This is a genomic window from Thiobacter sp. AK1, assembly GCF_039822265.1.
Classification (GTDB): Bacteria; Pseudomonadota; Gammaproteobacteria; order Burkholderiales; family Thiobacteraceae; genus Thiobacter; species Thiobacter aerophilum.
This window is the reverse complement of sequence record NZ_JBAJEX010000001.1, coordinates 309,393-329,126: the sequence shown is the minus strand read 5'-3', so window position 1 is coordinate 329,126 and position 19,734 is coordinate 309,393. Positions and strand designations below refer to the sequence as shown.

Below are 19,734 nucleotides of genomic sequence, written 5' to 3'. Positions count from 1 at the left end.
GGATAATCTGAGTGTAAAAGGTTTCGTTGATGAGATTCTGGATCGCAGGACTTCTTTTCTTGGCATCGACTGCCCACGCTGGCGCCATCGACAGTCTGCGTGCCTTCGTGCGTGAGACCCAGTCGGCGCGGGCCCAGTTTTCCCAGGTGGTGCTAGACCGCGCTGGACAGCCGCGGCAACAGGCCGCGGGGGTGATGGTGTTTGCCCGGCCAGGGCGCTTCCGGTGGACCTATGACAAACCCTACGAACAGGTGATCGTGGGCGATGGTGCGAAGCTGTGGGTGTACGACAAGGATCTGGAGCAGGTGACGGTGAAACCCCTGGGCGAGGCCCTTGGCAGTTCCCCGGCGGCCCTGCTGGCGGGGGACAACGAAATCGAGAAATTCTTCACGCTACGCGAGGCGGGCAGTCGCGATGGCCTGGCCTGGCTGGAGGCGGTTCCGAAATCCCGTGACACCGCCTTCGAGCAGATTCGCATGGGTTTTGCCGGCAATGGGTTGCGTGTGATGGAATTGAAGGACAGTTTCGGCAACCGCACGGTGATCCGATTCGAGCATCTGGAGCGCAATCCACGCCTCGATCCCCAGTTGTTTCGATTCACGCCGCCCAAGGGGGTGGACGTAATCGGTGAGTGATCTGTTTACCAGCAAATTGGCCGCTCCCCTGGCGGAACGTCTGCGTCCGAGCACCCTGGACCAGGTGATCGGCCAGCGGCACCTACTGGGGCCGGGCAAACCCCTGCGGCTTGCCTTCGAGGCGAGGCGGTTGCATTCGATGATTCTCTGGGGCCCGCCTGGGGTGGGTAAGACCACCCTGGCGCGGCTGATGGCCGACGCCTTCGATGCCAAGTTCATTGCGCTTTCCGCGGTCTTCTCTGGTGTGAAGGACATCCGCGAGGCCATTGCTCAAGCGGAAGCTGCGCACAAGCAGTGGGGACGTCACACCATTTTGTTCGTGGACGAGGTGCACCGCTTCAATAAGGCGCAACAGGACGCTTTCCTGCCCTACGTGGAGCAGGGCCTTATCACCTTCATCGGCGCCACCACCGAGAATCCCTCCTTCGAGGTCAACGCTGCGCTGCTGTCTCGTGCCCAGGTCTATGTGCTGGAACCGTTGAGCGAGGCGGAATTGGGTGAGCTGTTCGACCGGGCCTGCGCTGCGGCGCTTCATGGATTGACCTTCGAGCCCGGCGCACGCAGCCGCATCATCGCCTATGCCGATGGCGATGCGCGGCGCCTGCTCAACCTGCTGGAACAGGTGCACACTGCGGCGCAGGCCGCAGAGCTTGGGTGCGTAGGTGAGGATTTCGTAGGGGATGCCCTGGCGCGCAGCGGACGACGCTTCGACAAGGGGGGCGAGGCCTTCTATGACCAGATCTCGGCGCTGCACAAGTCCGTGCGCGGCTCGAATCCAGACGCGGCACTGTACTGGTTCGTGCGCATGCTGGACGGTGGCGCCGATCCCCTATACCTGGGACGACGTCTCGTGCGCATGGCCAGTGAGGACATCGGCTTGGCCGACCCGCGTGCGCTGCGTCTGGCGTTGGACGCGTTGGAGACCTATGAGCGTTTAGGCTCGCCGGAAGGGGAGCTCGCTTTGGCCGAAGCGGTGCTGTATCTCGCCTGCGCGCCCAAGAGCAATGCGGTGTATGTCGCGTATAATGCCGCCCGCGATTTTGTCGCCCGCGATGCCTCGCGTCCGGTGCCGCTTAATCTGCGCAACGCGCCCACCCCGTTGATGAAAGCGCTCGGCTATGGCAAGGCCTACCGTTACGCCCACGATGAACCCGACGCTTACGCCGCGGGGGAAAACTATTTCCCGGAAGGCATGCCCGAGGTGCGTTTCTATGAACCCACCCCGCGGGGCCTGGAAAGCCGGATCGCGGAACGCTTGAGCGAGCTGCGGGAGCTGGATCGCCAGGCGAAGAAGAAATAGCCCGCGGCGCGAGTCCGGGTGGATTGGGCGACAGCAAGCTGTTTCCTAATGCTATCGAGGATGACGTAGCTGTGTGAGACCCATTGTCCTCGTGCGAGCGGGGACCTGGAAAATCGCGCTCTATTGAGCATTACGTAAGTAGGTGACACCTTTGTGTCGTCCCCGCGAAAGCGGGGACCCAGGAACATGGCGAGGAATACCCTGGATTCCCGCTTTCGCGGGAATGACGTTTGACTTACGCAGCCTGTCAACGACTTACGTAACGCTCAATAGTACGCCATTGCTGCCTGCGCGGGCATGCCAGAATCGGCGCAGACCTTGACCATCCGCAGGAGACTGGGGCTTGCCCGGAATGACGCGTTCAGCGTCGTTTTGGGCAGCGCAGGCTACACGCAATTCAGGCAGAGGCGCGGGCCGTGGGAGTGGATTCCGGCTTGCGCGGGAAGGATCCTCTCTGCTCGGCCTGTGACCAATTTTTGTGAGTCGCAATAGGGGCGACAGAAGGAACGACAACCATGCTCGACATCCAACTCCTCCGCAACGACCTCGACGGCGTGGCCCGGCGGCTCGCCACGCGGGGTTTCGTTCTCGACGTCGACCATTTCCAGAAGCTGGAGCAGGAGCGCAAGACGGTGCAGACCCGCAGCCAGGAGCTTAAGGCTCGGCGCAATGCGCTTTCCAAGCAAATCGGGGCGGCCAAGGCCAAGGGCGAGGATGCATCCGCTCTGATGGCTGAGGTGGTGGGGCTGGGCGATGAGCTTGAGCGCCTGGAGGAAAAGTTCGCCTACATTCAGGTGCGCATGCACGAGCTGTTGAGCGTGGTGCCCAATCTGCCTCACGAATCGGTGCCGGTCGGGCAGTCGGAGGCGGACAATGTGGAAGTGCGGCGGGTGGGAACGCCGCGCGTGTTCGATTTTCCTGTGCGGGACCACGTGGATCTGGGTGAGGCGCTGGGGCTCATGGATTTCGCCACTGCGGCGAAGCTTTCGGGTTCACGCTTCAGCCTGATGAAAGGCGCGCTGGCGCGCCTGCACCGGGCGCTTGCCCAGTTCATGCTGGACGTGCATACCCAGGAGCACGGCTACACGGAAGCCTATGTGCCCTATTTGGTTAACGCAGAGAGCATGTTCGGCACGGGACAACTGCCCAAGTTCGAGGCCGATCTCTTCGCCACTCGCAAAGGCGAGAACGAAAAACTCTATCTCATCCCCACGGCGGAAGTGCCGGTCACCAACATCGTGCGCGACACCATCTTGGCGGCAGAGGCGCTGCCGCTCAAGCTGGTCGCCCACACGCCCTGCTTCCGTTCCGAGGCCGGTTCATACGGCAAGGACACGCGGGGTATGATTCGACAGCACCAGTTCGACAAAGTGGAGCTGGTGCAGATCGTGCATCCGTCCCGCTCTTACGAGGCGTTGGAGGAACTCACTGCCCACGCAGAGGCGATCCTAAAGAAGCTGGAGCTGCCCTATCGCGTCATGGCGCTGTGTACTGGCGACATGGGATTTGCCGCCGCCAAGACCTATGACCTGGAAGTCTGGCTGCCTGGGCAGAATACTTACCGCGAAATCTCCTCCTGCTCCAATTTCGAGACCTTCCAGGCGCGCCGCATGCAGGCCCGTTTCCGTGGCGAGAAGGGCAAGCCCGAGCTGGTGCACACCTTGAATGGCTCGGGGCTGGCCGTGGGCCGCACCCTGGTGGCGGTGCTTGAGAACTACCAGAATGGGGACGGCAGCATCAGCGTGCCCACTGTCCTGCGCCCCTACCTCGGGGGACTTGCGCGCATCAGCGCCGGCTGAGGCGCACTTCCTGATGGTTCTGGCCGAAGGGCGACAGGGGCGGTTTGTAGGCCGGCTGGAACTTAAGGAGGATGTCGTAATAGGTGCGGATGTTTTCGGTGAGAATCACCGCCTCGCCACCGCGCGCGTAGCCGTGCTTGACGGTCGCATGCCATTTGGCGCGCGCGAGCAGAGGCAGGGTCTTCTTGAGGTCCGCCCAGGCATCTGGACTGAGCCCCTGACGCGTTGCGAGTATCCGCGCATCCTCCAGGTGTCCGAGCCCTACGTTGTAGGCGGCAAGCGCCATCCAGGTGCGATCCGGTTCGGGAATGCGCGCCGGTAGGGCTTCCTTCAGGCTCAGGAGATATTTCGCGCCGGCGATGATGCTCTGGGCCGGGTCCAGACGGTCGGCCACACCCATGTGGTCCGCGGTCTGTTCCGTGAGCATCATGATGCCCCGCACATTGGTGGGAGACGTGGCCAGGGGATCCCATTTGGACTCCTGATAACCCAGCGCCGCCAGCAGGCGCCAGTCCAGTCCGGTGATTTCCTGGGCCTGCTGGAACAGGGCGCGATACTTGGGCAGCACGCGGTTCATGCGTGCCAAAAATTCGATCACGTCGGCGGGTTCCAAGCGTTCGATGTGGCCGTAATAGCGGTCCAGTAGCCGCGTGAGGGTGCCGTCGCGCCGGATGCGTGCGAAGAATTCCACTGCCTTGCGGTAAAGCCAGGCATCGCCATCCTTGGCGAAGGCCCATGCGAGCTCTTCCGGCGGACCCACGTCGAAGGCCACCGCCAGTTGCGGGTAATAGCGCTGGGCGAGCAAGACGATGTGGGAGTCGGCGATCACGTAGTCGATTTCCCCTTCCGCCACCCGCCTAAGCAGCTCCTCGCTATCGTGATCCGGCACTTCCTCCCAGGCAAGTCCGGGATATTTGCGCTGGACGCGGCGCAGAGTCTCCACGTAGCTACTTCCCGCCACGACCTGCAGCCGCTTGCCGATCACGTCGGCCAGGCTTTTCGGGCGTGGGGCATCGCGGTGGTACACGAGCTCTTCGCGCACCGTCTGGTAGGGTGGGCCAAACAGCACACGCTTCTTGCGTTCGTCTGTGATGGTGAGCCCCGCCGCCGCGAGATGGGCTTGCCCCGCCGTCAATGTGGGCAGCACATCTGGAAAAGGCACGACGATCCAGCGCAGCCGCAAACCCAGCTCATCTGCGAACATCTGCGCAAGATCGTGCTCCGGGCCGATGGGATTACCGTCGGCATCTTCGTAATAAGTGGTCGGACCATTGCGGCTGACCACGACCAGCTCACCGGTTTCCCGCACGGGCTTGAGCGGCTCCGGTCCACGGCCGCAGGCGGCGAGTACTAGACAAAAGCCAAACAAAGCCAGACCACGCATGATGGGCGCAAGTTTCGCCGAGCAGGCCGGCTTTGTCCACGCCACAGGCTTCCGCCGAGAGAAGCTCGCGTTGATGTCCATCGTCAGGCAATGGTGTGCATAAAAGGTGAGCCACTGGGACCTGGGCAGCGCGACGGGGTAGAATCGTCCCTGCCAGTGGCGGTAGGACCAGTCTGAGGTGCCGATGTAGGCCTGCATCGCGTATCGAGGACTGCGCAGTAGAAACGCCGTGGCTATGTGTGCCGGCATGCCGCGTGCCATTGGGCGGGGCATGCTTGTCCCAGTATAGGAGTGAGCCGGCCATGACGCTGCACCAGCACGATCCGCACCGCATTCTTAAGCTGGCCGAGCGCCTGCTCGGCAGCCGCGAGAAGGCCGAGGCGTGGCTCGATCATCCGCGTGTGCAGCTTGCTGGACGCACACCGCGCCAAATGCTGTCGACACCCGATGGCGTGTTGCGTGTGGAGGAGCTGCTCACCCAGCTCGACGACGACCTGCGGCTTGGGATCGACTGAAGTGGACATCCCTGCCATTTCCCTCGCCGAACTGCTTGCGCGCTACGATGCGCTGCTCCTCGACGCCTACGGCGTACTGGTGGGAGACGAGGCGGCATTGCCGGGCGCGGTGGCGCTCATCGACTGGCTGAACGATCATGGCAAGCCCTATCTGGTGGTCACCAATAGCGCTTCGCGCCTACCGGAGACCGCCGCGCGCCGTTATGGGGACTTCGGTCTGGACATTCCAGCGCAGCGCATTCTCACTTCTGGTAGCCTCTTGCAACAGCATTTTCGCACCCATCGTCTCATTGATGCGCGCTGCGTGGTGCTGGGACCGGAGGACAGCCGTACCTACGTGGTGCGTGCCGGCGGCCACGTGGTGACAGGGGATGGGGAGTTCGATGTCCTGGTCATCTGCGACGAAAAGGGCTTTCCCTTCCTGGAGACGGTGGATGGTGTGCTCACCGCCCTGTTCGCCGCCATCGACGGCGGACGCACGCCGCATCTGGTGTTGCCTAATCCGGATCTCATCTATCCCACGGGCAAAGGTTATGGGGTCACTGCCGGCAGCATCGCCTTGATCATCGAGGCGGCGCTTGCGCTCCGCTATCCCGGTCGCCGGGACTTGCGTTTTCACCGTCTGGGTAAACCTGAACCCGCTCTCTTCGCCGCCGCGGTGGAGCGGCTCGGCACGCGCCGGCTGGTGATGATCGGCGATCAACTGGAGACGGACGTGCGGGGCGCGCGCGCCTTTGGCTTGGATGCCGCGTGGCTCGAGGGGGGTGTGAGTGCGGGCCCGCTTGCCGATGCGCGCTTCGCGCCCACCTGGGTGCTGCCTTCGTTGGCGGGGCCGTTGCCATGAGCCGGCCCGAGGCGAAGCCCGGTGCCTTTTCCGCGGGCGTGGTGGTGGTGCGGCAGGAGCCGGATGGCTGGCGTTTTCTTCTGCTGCGTGCCTGGCGCAACTGGGATTTTCCCAAAGGTGCGGTGGAAGCCGGCGAAACGCCGCTGGCGGCCGCCGTGCGTGAGACGGCCGAGGAAGCCGGGCTTCGCGATCTGGATTTTCGCTGGGGCGAGGACTACGTGGAAACCGGCCCCTACGGACCGCGCCGCAAGATTTCCCGCTATTACCTGGCGCAGACGGCGACGCGGGATATCCATTTGCCCGTCTCGCCTGAGCTGGGCCATCCGGAACACCACGAATGGCGCTGGGTGACGCTGGAAGAGGCCCGCCGACTGGTCTCACCGCGTCTTTTGCCCGTGCTGCAATGGGCGGCGCGCCATGTCGAGGAGAGCTCACGATGACCGCGCCGGCCAATCGCGCCCGGGAAATCCTCGCCCGCCTGCTTAAAGCGCATCCCAACCCGAGGTTGGCACTGGTCTATCACAATCCGCTGGAACTCTTGGTGGCGGTGATCCTCTCCGCCCAGTGCACGGATGCCCGCGTCAACGAAGTGACCCGCACGCTGTTTCGCAAGTATCGCAGCGCGCGCGATTATGCCGAGGCGGATCCAGCCGAATTGGAAGCAGATATTCGCCCAACCGGCTTCTACCGCAACAAGGCGCGGCTCCTCATCGCCTGCTGTCGCAAGCTGGTCGCGGACTTCGGCGGCCGCGTGCCGGACAGCTTGGAGGCCATGCTCACCCTGCCCGGGGTGGGGCGCAAGACTGCCAACATGGTGCTGGGCAACGCCTTTGGCATTCCAGGCATCGCGGTGGATACGCACGTGGCGCGCGTGGCCCAGCGGCTGGGGCTGGCGGCCAGCGACGACCCGGAAGAAATCGAACGGGCGCTGATGCAAGCTTTGCCGAAACAGGATTGGGTCACCGCCAGCAACGTTCTGATCTTGCACGGACGCGAGACCTGCACGGCACGCAAGCCGCGTTGCGGCGAGTGCGTGCTGCGCGATCTTTGTCCCTGGCCGGGGAAGACCGCCTGACTTACTCGTGACGCAGGGCGTCGATGGGATTCAAGCGTGCCGCGCGCCGTGCGGGGAAGAAGCCGAAGATCACGCCAATGGCGCCGGCAAACAGGAAAGCAAGCAGATTGATACTGGGATTGAACAGGAAGGGCACCTGCATTAGGCTCGCCAGCCCCATGGCGGCGCCGAACGCGACCAGGATGCCCACCAGCCCGCCGAAGGCAGAAAGCGCCACCGCCTCGATCAGAAACTGTAGGAGCACGTCCCGCTCCAGCGCGCCGATGGCGAGGCGGATGCCGATCTCGCGGGTGCGCTCGGTCACCGACACTAGCATGATGTTCATGATGCCGATGCCGCCCACCAGCAGGGAGACCGCCGCCACCGCGCCCAGCAATGTGGTCATCACACGGATGGTGCCGGTGAGGGTGTCGGCGATCTGGCGCGTATCGAAGATGGTGAAGTTGTTGTCTTCGTTGTCGGCGAGGCGTCGCCGTTCGCGCATGAGCTGTTCGATCTGGCGCTTGACCTTTTCCATGGACTCCGCGTCCTTGACGGAAACCATGATGGCGCGCACGTCAGTGTTGCCGAGGAGACGGCGCTGAACCGCGCGCAAGGGCATGACGATGGTGTCGTCCTGATCGGCACCCATGGTTGACTGTCCCTTGGGCGCTAGCACGCCGATCACCTCGCAGGCGAACTGCTTGACGCGGATCTCTTCGCCGATGGGGCTTTGGCTACCGAATAGCTCGCGTTTCACCGTCTGCCCCAAAAGGCATACGGATTTGCCCGCGCGCTCCTCGCTTTCGTTGAAGAAGCGGCCCTCCGTGAGCTTCCAGTTGCCCACCTCGAAATAGCTCACGGTGGAGCCGGTGATGCTGGTGGTCCAGTTGTTGGCGCCCGCCACCACGGTGGTGGAACGGCTGGCGACCGGCGCCACCGCGCGCACGCCGGGAACCTGCTCCGCGATGGCGTCCGCGTCACTGACCTTGAACGAGGGGGCACCGATGAAGCCCAGGCCAAGGCGCTGGCCGGGACGCAGAGTGAGCAGGTTGTTGCCAAGACTGGCGATCTGGTCGGAGACGGCGCGCGTGGCGCCATCGCCGAGAGTGACCATGGTGATCACCGAGGCCACACCGATCACCACACCCAGGATAGTGAGGAAGGAGCGCAGCAGGTTGCGGCGGATCGCCCGCAGAGCGAGTAGCAAGGTGTTCCAAATCATCGGCGTTCCTCCCTTTCCACCCGGCCATCGCGGAAGTGGATAACGCGCTGCGCCCAGGCGGCGATGTCGGGCTCGTGGGTCACCATGACCACGGTGATGCCCTTGTCCCGATTTAGCCCGCTGATCAGCTCCATGATCTCGCCGCTGGTCTGGGTGTCCAGATTGCCGGTGGGTTCGTCGGCCAGCAGCACGCGCGGCCGGGTGACGATGGCGCGGGCGATGGCCACCCGTTGCTGCTGACCACCCGAGAGTTCCGCAGGCGTGTGATGTTCCCAGCCCGCGAGCCCCACCGCAGCGAGCGCCTCGCGCGCCAGCCCGTGACGGCGTGCCGCTGGCTCGCGCCGGTAGAGCAAGGGTAGCTCGACGTTTTCCAGCGCCGTGGTGCGGGGCAGCAAATTGAAGCCTTGGAACACAAAGCCGAGCTGATTGCGCCGCAACAGGGCGCGCTGGTCCCGGCTGAGCTGGGTGACGGCCAGATCCTCGAACCAGTAGTGCCCGTCGCTGGGAACGTCCAGGCAGCCGAGAATGTTCATCACCGTGGACTTGCCGGAACCACTGGGCCCCATGACCGCGACGAATTCGCCGGCCTCAATGGCCAGGTCCACGCCGCGCAGCGCCTGGAAGGCCGCCCTGCCGCGACCGTAGATCTTGGTCACGCCCTGAAGACGCAAAAGGCATGCGCTCATTTGGCCGGCTGGCTCATGTCGGTGATGACCTTCATGCCCGGCTTGAGCCCACCGCTCAGCACTTCGGTGACCCGGCCATTGCTCAGACCCAGGGTGACTTCCACTGCCGTCGGCGTGCCATCCTGCAGCACCCATACGCGGCGCGGCGCATCCTTGCGTTTCGCCTCCTTGGGTACCCGCCCGCTCTCCGGGCGCGGCGGCTTGGGCAGCAGGGCATCGAGGATGCCACCTTTCTTCTTGCTGGCGCTGGTGCGGGGTGTGAAGCGCAGCGCGGCATTGGGTATCAACAAAACGTCATCGTGCACTGCGGTGAGGATCTCCGCTGTCGCCGTCATGCCGGGCCGCAGGCTGAGATCGTCGTTGTTCACCCGCAGGGTGGTGGGGTAATACACCACGCCTTCGGTGACCTGGGAGCCGTAGGCCACCCGCTCGATCACTGCGGGATACTTGCGCCCCGGCCAGGCATCCACCGTGAAGGTGGCCTTCTGTCCCGGTTTTACCTGGCCCACGTCCGCCTCGTCCACGTTCACCTGTAGCTCCATGTGTGTGAGGTCCTCGGCCAGGGTGAACAACACCGGTGCCTGTAGCGAAGCGGCCACGGTCTGGCCCGGTTCCACCTTGCGCGTCAGGACCACGCCGTCGATGGGGGAGCGGATGCTGGCTTTGGCGAGATTGGTCTCGTCCGTGCGCAGCGTGGCGCGCGCCTGTTCCACGCCCGCTTCGGCGCTCTTGACTGCCGCCTCGGCCTTGGCCACGTTGGCGCGCCCGGTTTCCAGTTCCGCCTGGGAGGGCACCTTGCCGCCGGACAGACGCGCGACTTCCTCCAGCCGGGCGAGATTGGCGCGGGCATCTTGCAAGGTGGCGCGAGCCTGCGCGACCGTGGCCTCGGCTGCTACCAGCGCGGCACGGGAGCGCGCCACCTGGTCCTCAAGCCGCCGGGTATCCAGTCGCGCCAGCACCTGACCCCGTTTCACCTGGTCGTTCACGTCCACGAATACCTTGTCGATGATGCCCGACAGTTCGCTGCCCACGTCCACTTGATTGGTGGGCTGCAGGCTGCCGGTGGCGGATACCGTTACTTCCAAGCGGCCCCGTTTCGCTTCCTCGGTCTCATAGCGGGGTTTGGCCTCGTTGCGCTGGACGAAGTAGGCCAGGGCAGCGGCGGCGAGCAGAACGAGCCCGGCAACGACGAGCATGAGACGCCGGCCGCCTACGGCCTCGCGGCCCAGCAAGCGCTGGATGGAAGAAGCTTGGTCGGTCATGGTGTGTTTTCCTGTTGCGATGGATTCCAGCCACCTCCGAGGGCCTTGTACAGTCGGATCAGGCTGGATAGCCGGTCGGCGCGCGCCGTGGCGAGTGCGTCTTCTACCCCGAGCTGGCTGCGCTCCGTGTCCAGCACCGATTGGAAATCGATGAGTCCTGCTTGATAACGGTGGCGGGCGAGCAAGGCAGCGTTGCGCGCGGCTTCGGCGGCGACGGCGAGGCTTGCCTCCCGCCTGCGTGCCGCTGCGATGGCGGCGAGGGCGTCTTCCACTTCCGAGAGGGCGGTCAGTACGGTCTTGCGATATTGAGCCTCGGCCTGTTCCCGCAGCGCATCCTGCACCTCCACCTGGGCGCGACGCTTGGCGGCATCGAACAACGGCGCGGTGAGCTGGGCTAGCAGCGTGGAAAAGCCGCTACCAGGGTCGGCGAGGGCGCTGGCGCCAAAGGCCTCCACGCCCAGCGTGCCAGACAACACAAGTCGCGGCCAACGGGCCGCTTCTGCCACGCCCACCCGCGCGGTGGCTGCGGCGAGCGCCCGTTCCGCGGCCGCCACGTCTGGCCGCTGACGCAAAGTGTCGGCAGGAATGCCCACGGCAAGGTGCTCGGGGAGCGGCGGCAAGGGTCTCACCGGCTGTAACCGCGCCCGCAGGACCGCCACCGGTTGGGCGACGAGCAGGGCGAGACGGTCTTCCGCCGCAGCGAGATTTTGTTCCAGCACGGGTATCTGGGCGCGGGTCTGTTCCACGTTGGCTCGTGCCTGCTCCACGTCCTGGCTGCTCACCAGTCCTGCGCGCGCCCGCCATTCAGTGAGCGTGAGGGTGTCCTGCTGGCGTGCCAGATTGTCCCTGGCGATGTTCAGGCGGTTCTGGAAATTGCGCACATCCACATAGGCTGCCGCGGTTTCGGCGGCGAGGCTCACGCGCGTGGCGGCGAGATTCGCCTGGGCACTGGCCACCTCGGCCTCGGCCGCCTCTACCGAGCGGCGCACCGCACCGAACAGATCGAGCTCCCAGCTTGCATCCAGCTCGGCCCGATAGAGCTTGCGTACCAGGCCGCTGCCGGTTTGGCTGCTTGTGTCACTGCGGTTGGCGCTGGCCGCGGCGGACAGCTCCGGCCATTGCGCGGCACCACTGACGATGCGCTGAGCGCGGGCCTGGCGCAGCTTGGCCAGGGCGAGGGTGAGATCGGGATGGGCGCGCTCCGCCTCTGTAACGAGGGCTGTTAGCAGGGGATCACCGAAGCTTGCCCACCAGCGTGCCAGGTCGCCGGGCGCATGCGACATGCCCACTTCGTCCAACCGGGACCATTCTGGGGGCACGGAAGGGGCGGGGGGGCGATAGTCGGGGCCCGCGGCGCAGCCGGCGAAAAGCAGGGCAAACAGAAAAGCGGCCTTGTTCTTCTGCATAGAGAGCTTAGGACAGGCGAAACTAAGGGGCGGTTCAGCGGCCCCGCTGCCCGTAGCACTTGAAACGCTCGAGCACCTCGTCCATCTCGGCGTCGCTGAGGAGGACGGGTTCACCCAGCAGACGTGCGCGCCAGTACTGGGCGGCCAGTTCCTCCACCTCTTCAGCGAGCGCCAGCGCGTTGGCCAAGTCGGCTCCGACCGCCACCAGGCCATGGTTGGCCATCAGACAGGCGCGGCGTGTGGCCAATGCCTCTAGCACCGCGTCCGACAGGGCCTGCGTGCCAAAGGTGGCATAACGGGCACAGGGAATGTCCTTGCCGCCCGCGACCGCGACCATGTAGTGGAACGGTGGGATGGGCACACGCAGGCAGGACAGGCTCACAGCATGCGGCGCGTGCGCATGCACCACGGCATTCACCTCGGGTTTGGCGGCATAGATGTCGCGATGAATGCGCCATTCACTGGAAGGCTTGAGGGGGCCTTGGTGGTGACCCGTCATGTCCATGCGCACCATGTGCTGGGGGGTCAGGGTATCGGCGGGCAGACCACTGGGTGTGATGAGGAGTCCATCGCCGAGCCGCACGCTGACATTTCCCGCCGTGCCGCGATTGAGTCCCCGTCGCACGGTCTCCCGGCTGGTTTCAGCGAGCGCTTCGCGCAGACTGCTTTCATCGTTCATGGGCATTCGGCTTCGGGATAGGCCTGGCGCAGCGCTGCTTTCTGCGCAACGAGCACGCCCCGCTCGGTGATGAGGCCGGTGACGAGACGCGCCGGTGTCACGTCGAAGGCGGGATTGAGGGCATCACTGCTCGCCGGCGTCAGACGCACTTCCCGTAGCTTATCTTCCGCATCGACACCGGTGACATGGGTCACCTCCCGCGGCGCGCGCACCTCAATGGGAATGGCGCGTCCCTCATCGAGCCGCCAGTCGATGCTGGGGCCGGGCACGGCGACATAAAAAGGCACGCCGTTGTCGCGCGCCGCCAACGCCTTGAGATAGGTGCCGATCTTGTTGGCCACGTCGCCGTTGGCCGCCACGCGGTCGGCGCCGACGATCACCAGATCCACATCACCCCGCTGCATGAGATGGCCGGCGGCATTATCCGCGATCACCGCATGGGGCACGCCGTGGCGCGCCAGCTCCCAGGCGGTGAGGGCGGCGCCCTGATTGCGCGGCCGGGTCTCGCTCACCCACACGTGCACGGGAATGCCCGCGTCGTGGGCCATGTAAACCGGCGCCAGCGCGGTGCCCCAATCCACGGTGGCAAGCCACCCCGCATTGCAATGGGTCATCACCTGCACCGGCTGGCCTTGTTTGCGGTGCAGCGCTGCGATGAGCGTGAGTCCATGACGGCCGATGGCCGCGTTGAGTGCCACGTCCTCTTCGCAGATGGCTGCCGCCTCCTGCCAGGCAGCCTCCCGTCGCGCCGTGGGCGCAAGCGGCGCCAACGTACGCTGCATGCGTTCCAGCGCCCAGGGCAGGTTCACCGCCGTGGGACGCGTGGCGAGCAAACGCGCGCAGGCGATTTCCAGATGGGTTTCCGAAGCGTCTTCCTGCATCGCCAGGGCCACCCCGTAGGCCGCCGTGGCCCCGATCAGCGGCGCGCCCCGCACCCGCATCGCTGAGATTGCCTCGGCCGCATCCTCCAGTGAGCGCAGCACGCGCAATTCCAGACGGTGGGGCAATAGCGTCTGGTCGATGATGCGTACCCCACGGCCATCTTCGAGGGGCGCGATGGTGCGTGTGGGCTGGCCGTCGATTCTCATGACGCGCATTATCGCAGAAGTGCTGCCCATGCCGCAGTTCTGTGGCCACGGCCGTTCTGGTAGAATGCGCCCTTTTCCGTGGCGACGACTCGGCGCGCCATGCTCGCACCACAGCAGTGGATGGCATCGGTCATCGCAGCCGCGATGTTGCGCTTACCGCGTTCGGTTCAAACAGGAGAGATGGCTGAGTGGTCGACAACGGGTGAAACCCGTTGGGTGAAGGCTAACCCGGCGCGAGCCGGGTTAAGCGCGTAGCGCGGGCCGGAGCCAAAGCGCCGGAGCGAGGCGCGGGGTGAGCGGAGCGGCAACGGTCTGCGTCCCACGCACAGTTCAAACAGGAGAGATGGCTGAGTGGTCGAAAGCGCCGGACTCGAAATCCGGTATGGGCCTGTGCCCATCGTGGGTTCGAATCCCACTCTCTCCGCCAATTGCACGACGTGCCTGTGGAGGCGCGTAGCCAGCTCCCGCCGCTACATCGATCAGCGCGCGCAAGGGCGGGCGGTTCGGTACCAGAGCGCGAGAGCGGCCCGTTCCTCCGGGCTGAAAGGATTGCGAAAACCCATCTCCGCCTGGCCCTTCACGCCCAGGTAGAGCCGGGCTGCGAAAACCTCTGGGGCTTCGCGACAGGCCAGACGAAAGAGGTCCTGAGCGGGGAGAAACGCATCACTGCTGGGGTGATCGTGGCAGCCGCCACAGGCCTCCCGGTGGATGGCGGCCGCTAGCCGCAAGGCGCGCTGCGGGTTGCTCGGGGCAGGTGGGGGGTGAAAGGGATGGGCGGCGGTAAGCCGGGCAAGACTGACGCGGGCGGCCGCCCCGTCGCCTCGCCGCAGCACGGGGTAGAGCCGGCGGGCAAGGCGCACCTCTTCTGCCGGCGCACGTGCCTCCCGTAACATGATTGGCAAAAGCGATGCGGATTCCAGCAGGCGGGCCCGGCCGCCCGGCGTCGTGGGCTGAGCCAAATCGGCCTGCATGACCGCAAGCAGCGCAGCAAGGCGCTGCTCGCTTTCGTCGGCACCGAGCGCCGCCTGGCCCATCAGGAGCGAGGCGGCGCCCAGGATGAGGAGAGGAATTCCCCGGATCAGGGCAGCTTGACCTTCTGTTCCACCGGCCCGGCCTTGGTGAGGGTCCATTCCACCATGGAGCCGTCATAGAGCTTGGCCTCCTTGTTCCCTAAGAGTTCGTGCATGACGAACCAGCCGTTGGCGGCGAAATGGCCCGTGTTGCAGAACTCGATCTGAGGCCCCGTGGTCGGGACGCCAGCGATCTTGGCCAGTTCCCTGAGCTGTTCCAGATTACGGAAGGTCCCGCCGGCGTTATCCGTGAGCCAAGGCGAAGGGAGGTTCTTCGCCCCTGGTAGGGTGCCGTTCATGGTGGCCTTGGGATTGCGATTGATGCCCACGTATTGGTCCTCGGGGCGCAGGTCCACCAAAACTACTTTTTTGCTGGCCAGCGCGTGTTTCACGTCATCCACGGTGGCCAGGTATTCGGGTCGGAAATGGACCACAAAGGTTTTGGGCTCAGGAGTAATGGGCCCGGCCTGCAGCGGGTTTTTCTTGTCTGCAGTGTAGGCCTTCATGCCACCGTCGAGGATGGACACCTCATCGTGGCCAAGCACCTTGAATGTCCAGTAGATGCGTGTGGCCCAGCCCATGTCCAAATGGCTCTGGCCTGGGGGGACGAGCACTACATGGGTCTTGTTGTCGATCCCCAGTCGGCCGATGAGTGCGGCCAGCTTGTCGAGATTTTCGGGCAACATGTCCGGCACCTTGTCGCGGGCACGCTCCTCGCGCCAGCCATCTTTTTCGAAACTGGTGTTGACCGCCCCTGGAATGTGGCCGCGCAGGTAATCCGCCGGCGGTTGCAAGTCGAGGAAGACAATGCCGGGTTTGCCAATGTTGGCCTTGACCCATGCCACATCCACCAACGGTGTCGCGGCGAGTGCGGTCATGGACCAGAACAAAAGCAGCGCGCAGAACCCGAGAAGGGTCGTGCGCATGGAGGCGAGCGTTTTCATGGTCTGCTCCTTTGGTCGGGTTAAAGGGTGATGATGCGTTCGGCGGCGAGCAGCGCATCGACGATGCGCAGCCAGTCCGCCTCTTCATGTTCCAGGCGCGTCAGATCGAGAACGGTGACCTCACCGGCTAGGGTGGCCAGCGCAGCCGCCACGGTCCGGGCGTCCGGAAACAAGTCCGTTTTCAGGGCGACGATCCTCATAGGCTGAGCACGCCATCCGCTTCGGCAATGGCTGCGCCCAAGGCGGCGGCATCCAGGTAGGCGAGATCCGTCTGCTCGGCCACGGTGGTTTCCGGGGCGATGTCCGACAGGGCGAGCAGTTCCGCCATGGCCGCATTTTCCTCCGTTTCTGCGACTAGCCGATCCATGAATACCAAGCGCACCTGGTGGCCGAAGATCGTGAGGCCTGCTGCCACGCGCATGGCCTCGGCGTGGTCACGCCGCGCCAGCACCAGCAGTTTGCGCTTGGTATTCATAGACTCACCACCCGCGTCGCTTCCGCCATCAGGGCGCTGTTCACGGTCTGGCTGCCGGCTTCCACAGGGCAGGGTTCGCCCGGCCGGAAGCGATGCCAGGATTCCTCGCATACCACGGCGCGTGCGTCACCTAAAACTTCCTTAAGGCGCGGGTCGGCTGCTACCAGCACGCCGTCGTAGGTGAAGAAGCAGGCGACACTCGCTCCGCGGCGGCGGGCGGCGGCGATCAGGGGAAAGAGGTAGCGTCCTGCGCCCCGATGACTGACATGGAACAGGATGTCGATGCTCATGTCTGTCCCCCGAGAAGGATGCGCCACTGCTTGCCGGCTAGCCGCAACTCCACCCAGCGCGTCACTGCGCTGCGCACATCGGCAGCGGTCACGGTGGCAGCGGGGCGCGGCTCATGGGGTAGAACGATGTCGCCTTCGCGCATTGGCGCCGTATAAGCCACTTGGCGCGCGAAATCCCGGGGGCGACCTTGCCCGGCGGGCCAGCCGCTCTTCCACAGAGCGGGCACGGGCCGTTCCACCAACCACACCCGGCGCTGACCGGCAAGCTCCAACAAGCCTGCGACGAAGCGACGGTCGACGCCATCATCGCCGAGAACGATCACGGCTTCGGCGCCGGTGAGCCCGGCGGTGCTCATCAGCCACACCACCTCCCGCCAGGGCGCGAGTCGTCCCTGGACATCGAGAAAGTCGGAAGCGGGTAGGCAGCGGGCGCGCGCCACCGAACGCGCCTGACAGACTGCCAGCGGTCGCACGTCGAGGAGCACCACTTCGACCCCGGGCGGGGGAAGCACGGGGCGCAGACCCAGCTCGGCGCGGGCAGGCAAGATCGTGCAAGCGAGCAGCCAGAACAGGGCGCGCATGCTTTAGCAGCCTCCAAAGCGTTTCACCGAGGCGGGCGCGGCGTCGCTGCCCGCCGCCGGGGGATGCTCCATCCAGTAGGCCATCAGGTCGATGCCGGAGACTCGTCCAAAGCTGCCCAGGTCCAACTCCGGCAGCTTGTCCGGGGTGACGGGGGTCTTGGCTTGCGCCACCACTTCGGGCGGTAGCGCGGCGTAGCGGAAGCCAAGGACGGAAATGGCCAGCGCCGCAGCCAGGGCCAGGATGCAGAAGATTAGGCTTTCGCGGTTCATGGCGACCTTAGAGCGTGTCGTGGAGTAAGGCGAGGTACATCACCCCGAAGGCGATGACGAACATAACGATCTGGAGCGTGGTTTCGAAGTCGACGATCATGGTTTCTCACCCTTGTAGTGGCGTACCAGGACCTCAACGGGAATCGGCTTGCCGGTCGCCGGGTCGATCACCGGCGGCGTGAAATAGGGTACGCCGTCGCGGTTGACCTTCATGCTCGCCGGCGGGTGGAGATAGACCTTCCACACGCCCCAGGCGCAGATGGCAAGGGACACTGCCAGATAGGCGCGCATCAAGAAACGGGCCATGTCACAGTTTCCTCAGATACACATGCCAGGCGCGACCGGTATTGACCGTGCCCAGATGCTCACAGTGGAGTTCCGCGCACATGGGTGGCAGGGCTTCCATCGAGGTGGGGTTGTCCACAATCACCTCCAGCACTTGGCCGGAAGTAAGCTCGCCCATCGCCTTCTTGGTCATGAGCTGGGGGCGGGGACAGGAGTCGCCGATGGCATCCACCTGCCGCGCCACGGTCACCATCTGCCCGTTCGGTAGGGTCGCGCTGCCCCCGCTGCCTGCGCTTTGCGTTTTCTTGTTAGCAAAAAGTCCCATCGTTGTCTCCTTGTTTCATTCGTGAGCGTCATCCTGTTCGCGAGCCTTTTCCTTGCGCCGGATCGCCCGGTAAATGCCGAGCAGCACGGCGAACTGGATCAGGCCGAAGACAATGGCGGGGATGCCGGTTTTTTCCTGTAGGGTACGGGCATTGGCAAAACCCGCCTGCAGCGCTTCGGGATTGGGGTCACCAGTCATGGAGGCGGGCGCCGGCGGCCACTGGTTGTAGGACCAGAGCAGAGAAAAGAGAAACATGCCGATGAAGGTGAACAGCAGCGCCCATACGGCGCCCACGTTGCCCTCCGCGGCCTTTACCCACGTGGAAACGGTGCAGGCGCCGGCGAGCACCATGCCCACCCCGAACAGGAACAGGCCCAGAAAGGTATTGAGGCCCACATCGAAATCCAAGGGATGACCTGCGCCCACGGTCATGAAGGCGGTGAAGCCCAGGGTGAGAATCATCATGGCCACCAGTAACGCCTTGGTGTTGCGATAGGTCTGGAACATGATGGCATCGCGCAAGGCGGCGGTGTTGCAGAACCGGGAGCGCTGCACCAAAAGGCCTACGACGCTACCGAAAATGAAGGCGATCATGCATTCGGCGATGGTGGACATGTTTACCCCTCCAACATTTTTTTGTACACGAGGGAACCGACCCAGGCGCCGGCGACGATGCCGGAGACGGCCAGGTAGCCACCCAGGTTCATTTCCGGGGTGAGGCCGAAAAAGGTAGACACGTTGCAGACGAAGGCGAGGCGGATGCCTACGCCCATGAGTAGACCACCCAGGGTGATCATTACCCATTCCGATAGGCGGCGCGGCACCCGCAGGTAGAACTCCTTGCTGAGCACCGCACCGAGGAAGGCACCGAAGAACATGCCCAGGCTGATGTACATCTTCCAGTAGTCCCAGTGGGGCTGGAACACCAGGCTCCAGAAGGGCAGGCGCTTAAGGTCTTCACCCAGGATGGCCTGAGCCATGAGGCCGGTCATCATGGTTTCGCCGCCGCCCACGGTCCAGGCGCCGATGGTCAGGAAGAGAAAGATGTCGAGCACGGCGATCACCGCCAGGGCGAACACCGGATCCAGCGTTTTTTTGAAGAGTTCCACCTTGCCTCCTTGTTGTATCGTTGAAGCAAGGATAGGCCAGCGTGCTCGCCCCGTGGTAGTAATCTTTGCCAACAGGCGACGCTTCGCGCCGCGCGGGCAGAGATACCTTGCTAAGCACTTGTGTCTGCGTTGTAATCGGAAGAAACGATAGGAGAGGAGCAGATGAAGATCTTCATCGAGGAGCACGACGCCCTTGATCATATGTTCAACGCCTGCACCACGGCGCAGATCACGGAGTTCATCCCGGAAAAACGCGGTTTCCGCATCCACGGTCACAGCACCACCATCGCTCTGGAGCGTGCCTTCTGGAACGTGCTGGAGGACATGGCGCGGGAACTGGGACTAACCCTGCCCAAGCTCATCCAGCGCGTTCATGACGGCTGTCTGGTGGCCAACGACAAGAACATCGCCTCTTGCCTGCGCGTCATCTGCGTCAAGTGGCTGATGATCTACAGCCAGGGCGAGGCGGTGGATGCCACCGCCTTGCTGGGTTGACGTGACATTCCCT

At 64.4% G+C, this 19,734-nt stretch carries 26 protein-coding genes, 1 tRNA gene and 1 pseudogene; 9 read left to right on the top strand and 19 right to left on the bottom strand.

The genetic code is table 11. The annotated features are described in order from the left end of the window. The first annotated feature begins 29 nt into the window (after positions 1-29). The 3 genes from lolA (at position 30) to serS (ending at position 3,734) form a co-directional block, all read left to right on the top strand. Positions 30-635, top strand: coding sequence for an outer membrane lipoprotein periplasmic chaperone LolA (gene lolA / locus V6E02_RS01730; RefSeq protein ID WP_347306537.1), 606 nt, complete (start codon positions 30-32; stop codon positions 633-635). Beyond that, positions 628-1,935 (top strand): replication-associated recombination protein A, encoded by a 1,308-nt coding sequence (locus V6E02_RS01725; RefSeq protein ID WP_347306535.1) that lies wholly within the window; start codon positions 628-630, stop codon positions 1,933-1,935. Before lolA ends, V6E02_RS01725 begins: the two co-directional genes overlap by 8 nt. A 515-nt stretch (positions 1,936-2,450) precedes the next feature. Further along, positions 2,451-3,734 (top strand): serine--tRNA ligase, encoded by a 1,284-nt coding sequence (gene serS / locus V6E02_RS01720; protein ID WP_347306534.1) that lies wholly within the window; start codon positions 2,451-2,453, stop codon positions 3,732-3,734. Here serS and mltF read toward each other — a convergent pair. Together mltF and V6E02_RS13030 are read right to left on the bottom strand one after the other, a co-directional pair. Beyond that, positions 3,721-5,118, bottom strand: a complete 1,398-nt coding sequence (gene mltF / locus V6E02_RS01715) for a membrane-bound lytic murein transglycosylase MltF (protein ID WP_347306532.1) — start codon at positions 5,116-5,118, stop codon at positions 3,721-3,723. The genes serS and mltF overlap by 14 nt on opposite strands. Positions 5,119-5,184: 66 nt before the next feature. Continuing rightward, a pseudogene (locus V6E02_RS13030) lies at positions 5,185-5,316 on the bottom strand (DUF72 domain-containing protein); the annotation flags it as partial. A 104-nt stretch (positions 5,317-5,420) separates the two neighbouring features. Here V6E02_RS13030 and V6E02_RS01710 point away from each other — a divergent pair. Genes V6E02_RS01710 through nth form a run of 4 tightly spaced genes read left to right on the top strand, consistent with a single transcriptional unit; the run spans position 5,421 to position 7,552 of the window. Further along, positions 5,421-5,633 (top strand): antitoxin Xre/MbcA/ParS toxin-binding domain-containing protein, encoded by a 213-nt coding sequence (locus V6E02_RS01710; RefSeq protein WP_347306530.1) that lies wholly within the window; start codon positions 5,421-5,423, stop codon positions 5,631-5,633. Then, complete coding sequence (locus V6E02_RS01705; RefSeq protein WP_347306528.1) at positions 5,620-6,477, top strand: HAD-IIA family hydrolase; 858 nt, start codon at positions 5,620-5,622, stop codon at positions 6,475-6,477. The genes V6E02_RS01710 and V6E02_RS01705 overlap by 14 nt, the downstream gene beginning before the upstream one ends. Further along, positions 6,474-6,917, top strand: coding sequence for a bis(5'-nucleosyl)-tetraphosphatase (locus V6E02_RS01700; RefSeq protein ID WP_347306526.1), 444 nt, complete (start codon positions 6,474-6,476; stop codon positions 6,915-6,917). Before V6E02_RS01705 ends, V6E02_RS01700 begins: the two co-directional genes overlap by 4 nt. Beyond that, positions 6,914-7,552: an endonuclease III gene (nth, locus tag V6E02_RS01695; protein ID WP_347306524.1), complete on the top strand. Its 639-nt coding sequence runs from the start codon at positions 6,914-6,916 to the stop codon at positions 7,550-7,552. The genes V6E02_RS01700 and nth overlap by 4 nt, the downstream gene beginning before the upstream one ends. A gap of 1 nt (position 7,553) precedes the next feature. On the opposite strand, the gene V6E02_RS01690 is transcribed toward nth, so the two are convergent. The 6 genes from V6E02_RS01690 to mtnA are packed head-to-tail and all read right to left on the bottom strand — an operon-like array spanning position 7,554 to position 13,877. Then, positions 7,554-8,756 (bottom strand): ABC transporter permease, encoded by a 1,203-nt coding sequence (locus V6E02_RS01690; RefSeq protein WP_347306522.1) that lies wholly within the window; start codon positions 8,754-8,756, stop codon positions 7,554-7,556. Beyond that, the gene (locus V6E02_RS01685; protein ID WP_347306520.1) at positions 8,753-9,442 is read right to left on the bottom strand and encodes an ABC transporter ATP-binding protein; all 690 of its coding nucleotides are present in this window, start codon (positions 9,440-9,442) and stop codon (positions 8,753-8,755) included. Before V6E02_RS01685 ends, V6E02_RS01690 begins: the two co-directional genes overlap by 4 nt. After that, the gene (locus V6E02_RS01680; RefSeq protein WP_347306518.1) at positions 9,439-10,704 is read right to left on the bottom strand and encodes an efflux RND transporter periplasmic adaptor subunit; all 1,266 of its coding nucleotides are present in this window, start codon (positions 10,702-10,704) and stop codon (positions 9,439-9,441) included. The genes V6E02_RS01685 and V6E02_RS01680 overlap by 4 nt, the downstream gene beginning before the upstream one ends. Next, positions 10,701-12,110: an efflux transporter outer membrane subunit gene (locus V6E02_RS01675; RefSeq protein ID WP_347306516.1), complete on the bottom strand. Its 1,410-nt coding sequence runs from the start codon at positions 12,108-12,110 to the stop codon at positions 10,701-10,703. Before V6E02_RS01675 ends, V6E02_RS01680 begins: the two co-directional genes overlap by 4 nt. 34 nt (positions 12,111-12,144) lie before the next feature. Further along, positions 12,145-12,789, bottom strand: coding sequence for a class II aldolase/adducin family protein (locus V6E02_RS01670; protein WP_347306514.1), 645 nt, complete (start codon positions 12,787-12,789; stop codon positions 12,145-12,147). Continuing rightward, positions 12,786-13,877 (bottom strand): S-methyl-5-thioribose-1-phosphate isomerase, encoded by a 1,092-nt coding sequence (gene mtnA, locus V6E02_RS01665; protein WP_347306512.1) that lies wholly within the window; start codon positions 13,875-13,877, stop codon positions 12,786-12,788. Before mtnA ends, V6E02_RS01670 begins: the two co-directional genes overlap by 4 nt. Before the next feature lie 337 nt (positions 13,878-14,214). Here mtnA and V6E02_RS01660 point away from each other — a divergent pair. Continuing rightward, a tRNA-Ser gene (locus tag V6E02_RS01660) sits at positions 14,215-14,304 on the top strand. Between the two features lie 52 nt (positions 14,305-14,356). Here the strand turns inward: V6E02_RS01660 and V6E02_RS01655 are convergent. The 11 genes from V6E02_RS01655 to V6E02_RS01605 form a co-directional block, all read right to left on the bottom strand. Then, a complete protein-coding gene (locus tag V6E02_RS01655; RefSeq protein WP_347306510.1) occupies positions 14,357-14,911 on the bottom strand; it encodes a hypothetical protein in 555 nt (184 codons plus the stop codon). 44 nt (positions 14,912-14,955) lie between these two features. Beyond that, positions 14,956-15,891: a sulfurtransferase gene (locus tag V6E02_RS01650; protein ID WP_347306508.1), complete on the bottom strand. Its 936-nt coding sequence runs from the start codon at positions 15,889-15,891 to the stop codon at positions 14,956-14,958. A 20-nt stretch (positions 15,892-15,911) separates the two neighbouring features. Beyond that, the gene (locus V6E02_RS01645) at positions 15,912-16,091 is read right to left on the bottom strand and encodes a hypothetical protein (protein ID WP_347306506.1); all 180 of its coding nucleotides are present in this window, start codon (positions 16,089-16,091) and stop codon (positions 15,912-15,914) included. Further along, positions 16,088-16,366, bottom strand: coding sequence for a hypothetical protein (locus tag V6E02_RS01640; protein ID WP_347306504.1), 279 nt, complete (start codon positions 16,364-16,366; stop codon positions 16,088-16,090). Before V6E02_RS01640 ends, V6E02_RS01645 begins: the two co-directional genes overlap by 4 nt. After that, positions 16,363-16,656, bottom strand: coding sequence for a hypothetical protein (locus V6E02_RS01635; RefSeq protein WP_347306502.1), 294 nt, complete (start codon positions 16,654-16,656; stop codon positions 16,363-16,365). The genes V6E02_RS01640 and V6E02_RS01635 overlap by 4 nt, the downstream gene beginning before the upstream one ends. Further along, positions 16,653-17,237, bottom strand: coding sequence for a rhodanese-like domain-containing protein (locus tag V6E02_RS01630; protein ID WP_347306501.1), 585 nt, complete (start codon positions 17,235-17,237; stop codon positions 16,653-16,655). The genes V6E02_RS01635 and V6E02_RS01630 overlap by 4 nt, the downstream gene beginning before the upstream one ends. Positions 17,238-17,240: 3 nt before the next feature. After that, positions 17,241-17,507, bottom strand: coding sequence for a hypothetical protein (locus V6E02_RS01625; protein ID WP_347306499.1), 267 nt, complete (start codon positions 17,505-17,507; stop codon positions 17,241-17,243). A gap of 96 nt (positions 17,508-17,603) precedes the next feature. Continuing rightward, complete coding sequence (locus V6E02_RS01620; protein WP_347306497.1) at positions 17,604-17,813, bottom strand: hypothetical protein; 210 nt, start codon at positions 17,811-17,813, stop codon at positions 17,604-17,606. A gap of 1 nt (position 17,814) precedes the next feature. After that, entirely contained in the window at positions 17,815-18,117 is a 303-nt protein-coding gene (locus V6E02_RS01615) for a sulfurtransferase TusA family protein (protein ID WP_347306495.1), read from the bottom strand. A gap of 15 nt (positions 18,118-18,132) precedes the next feature. Next, positions 18,133-18,732, bottom strand: coding sequence for a YeeE/YedE thiosulfate transporter family protein (locus tag V6E02_RS01610; protein ID WP_347306493.1), 600 nt, complete (start codon positions 18,730-18,732; stop codon positions 18,133-18,135). Between the two features lie 2 nt (positions 18,733-18,734). After that, positions 18,735-19,427 (bottom strand): YeeE/YedE thiosulfate transporter family protein, encoded by a 693-nt coding sequence (locus V6E02_RS01605; protein WP_347306491.1) that lies wholly within the window; start codon positions 19,425-19,427, stop codon positions 18,735-18,737. Between V6E02_RS01605 and V6E02_RS01600 the strand changes: the two genes are divergently transcribed. Then, complete coding sequence (locus tag V6E02_RS01600; RefSeq protein WP_347306489.1) at positions 19,389-19,721, top strand: ribbon-helix-helix domain-containing protein; 333 nt, start codon at positions 19,389-19,391, stop codon at positions 19,719-19,721. The two genes, V6E02_RS01605 and V6E02_RS01600, sit on opposite strands and share 39 nt — an antisense overlap. The last annotated feature ends 13 nt before the right edge of the window (positions 19,722-19,734 follow it).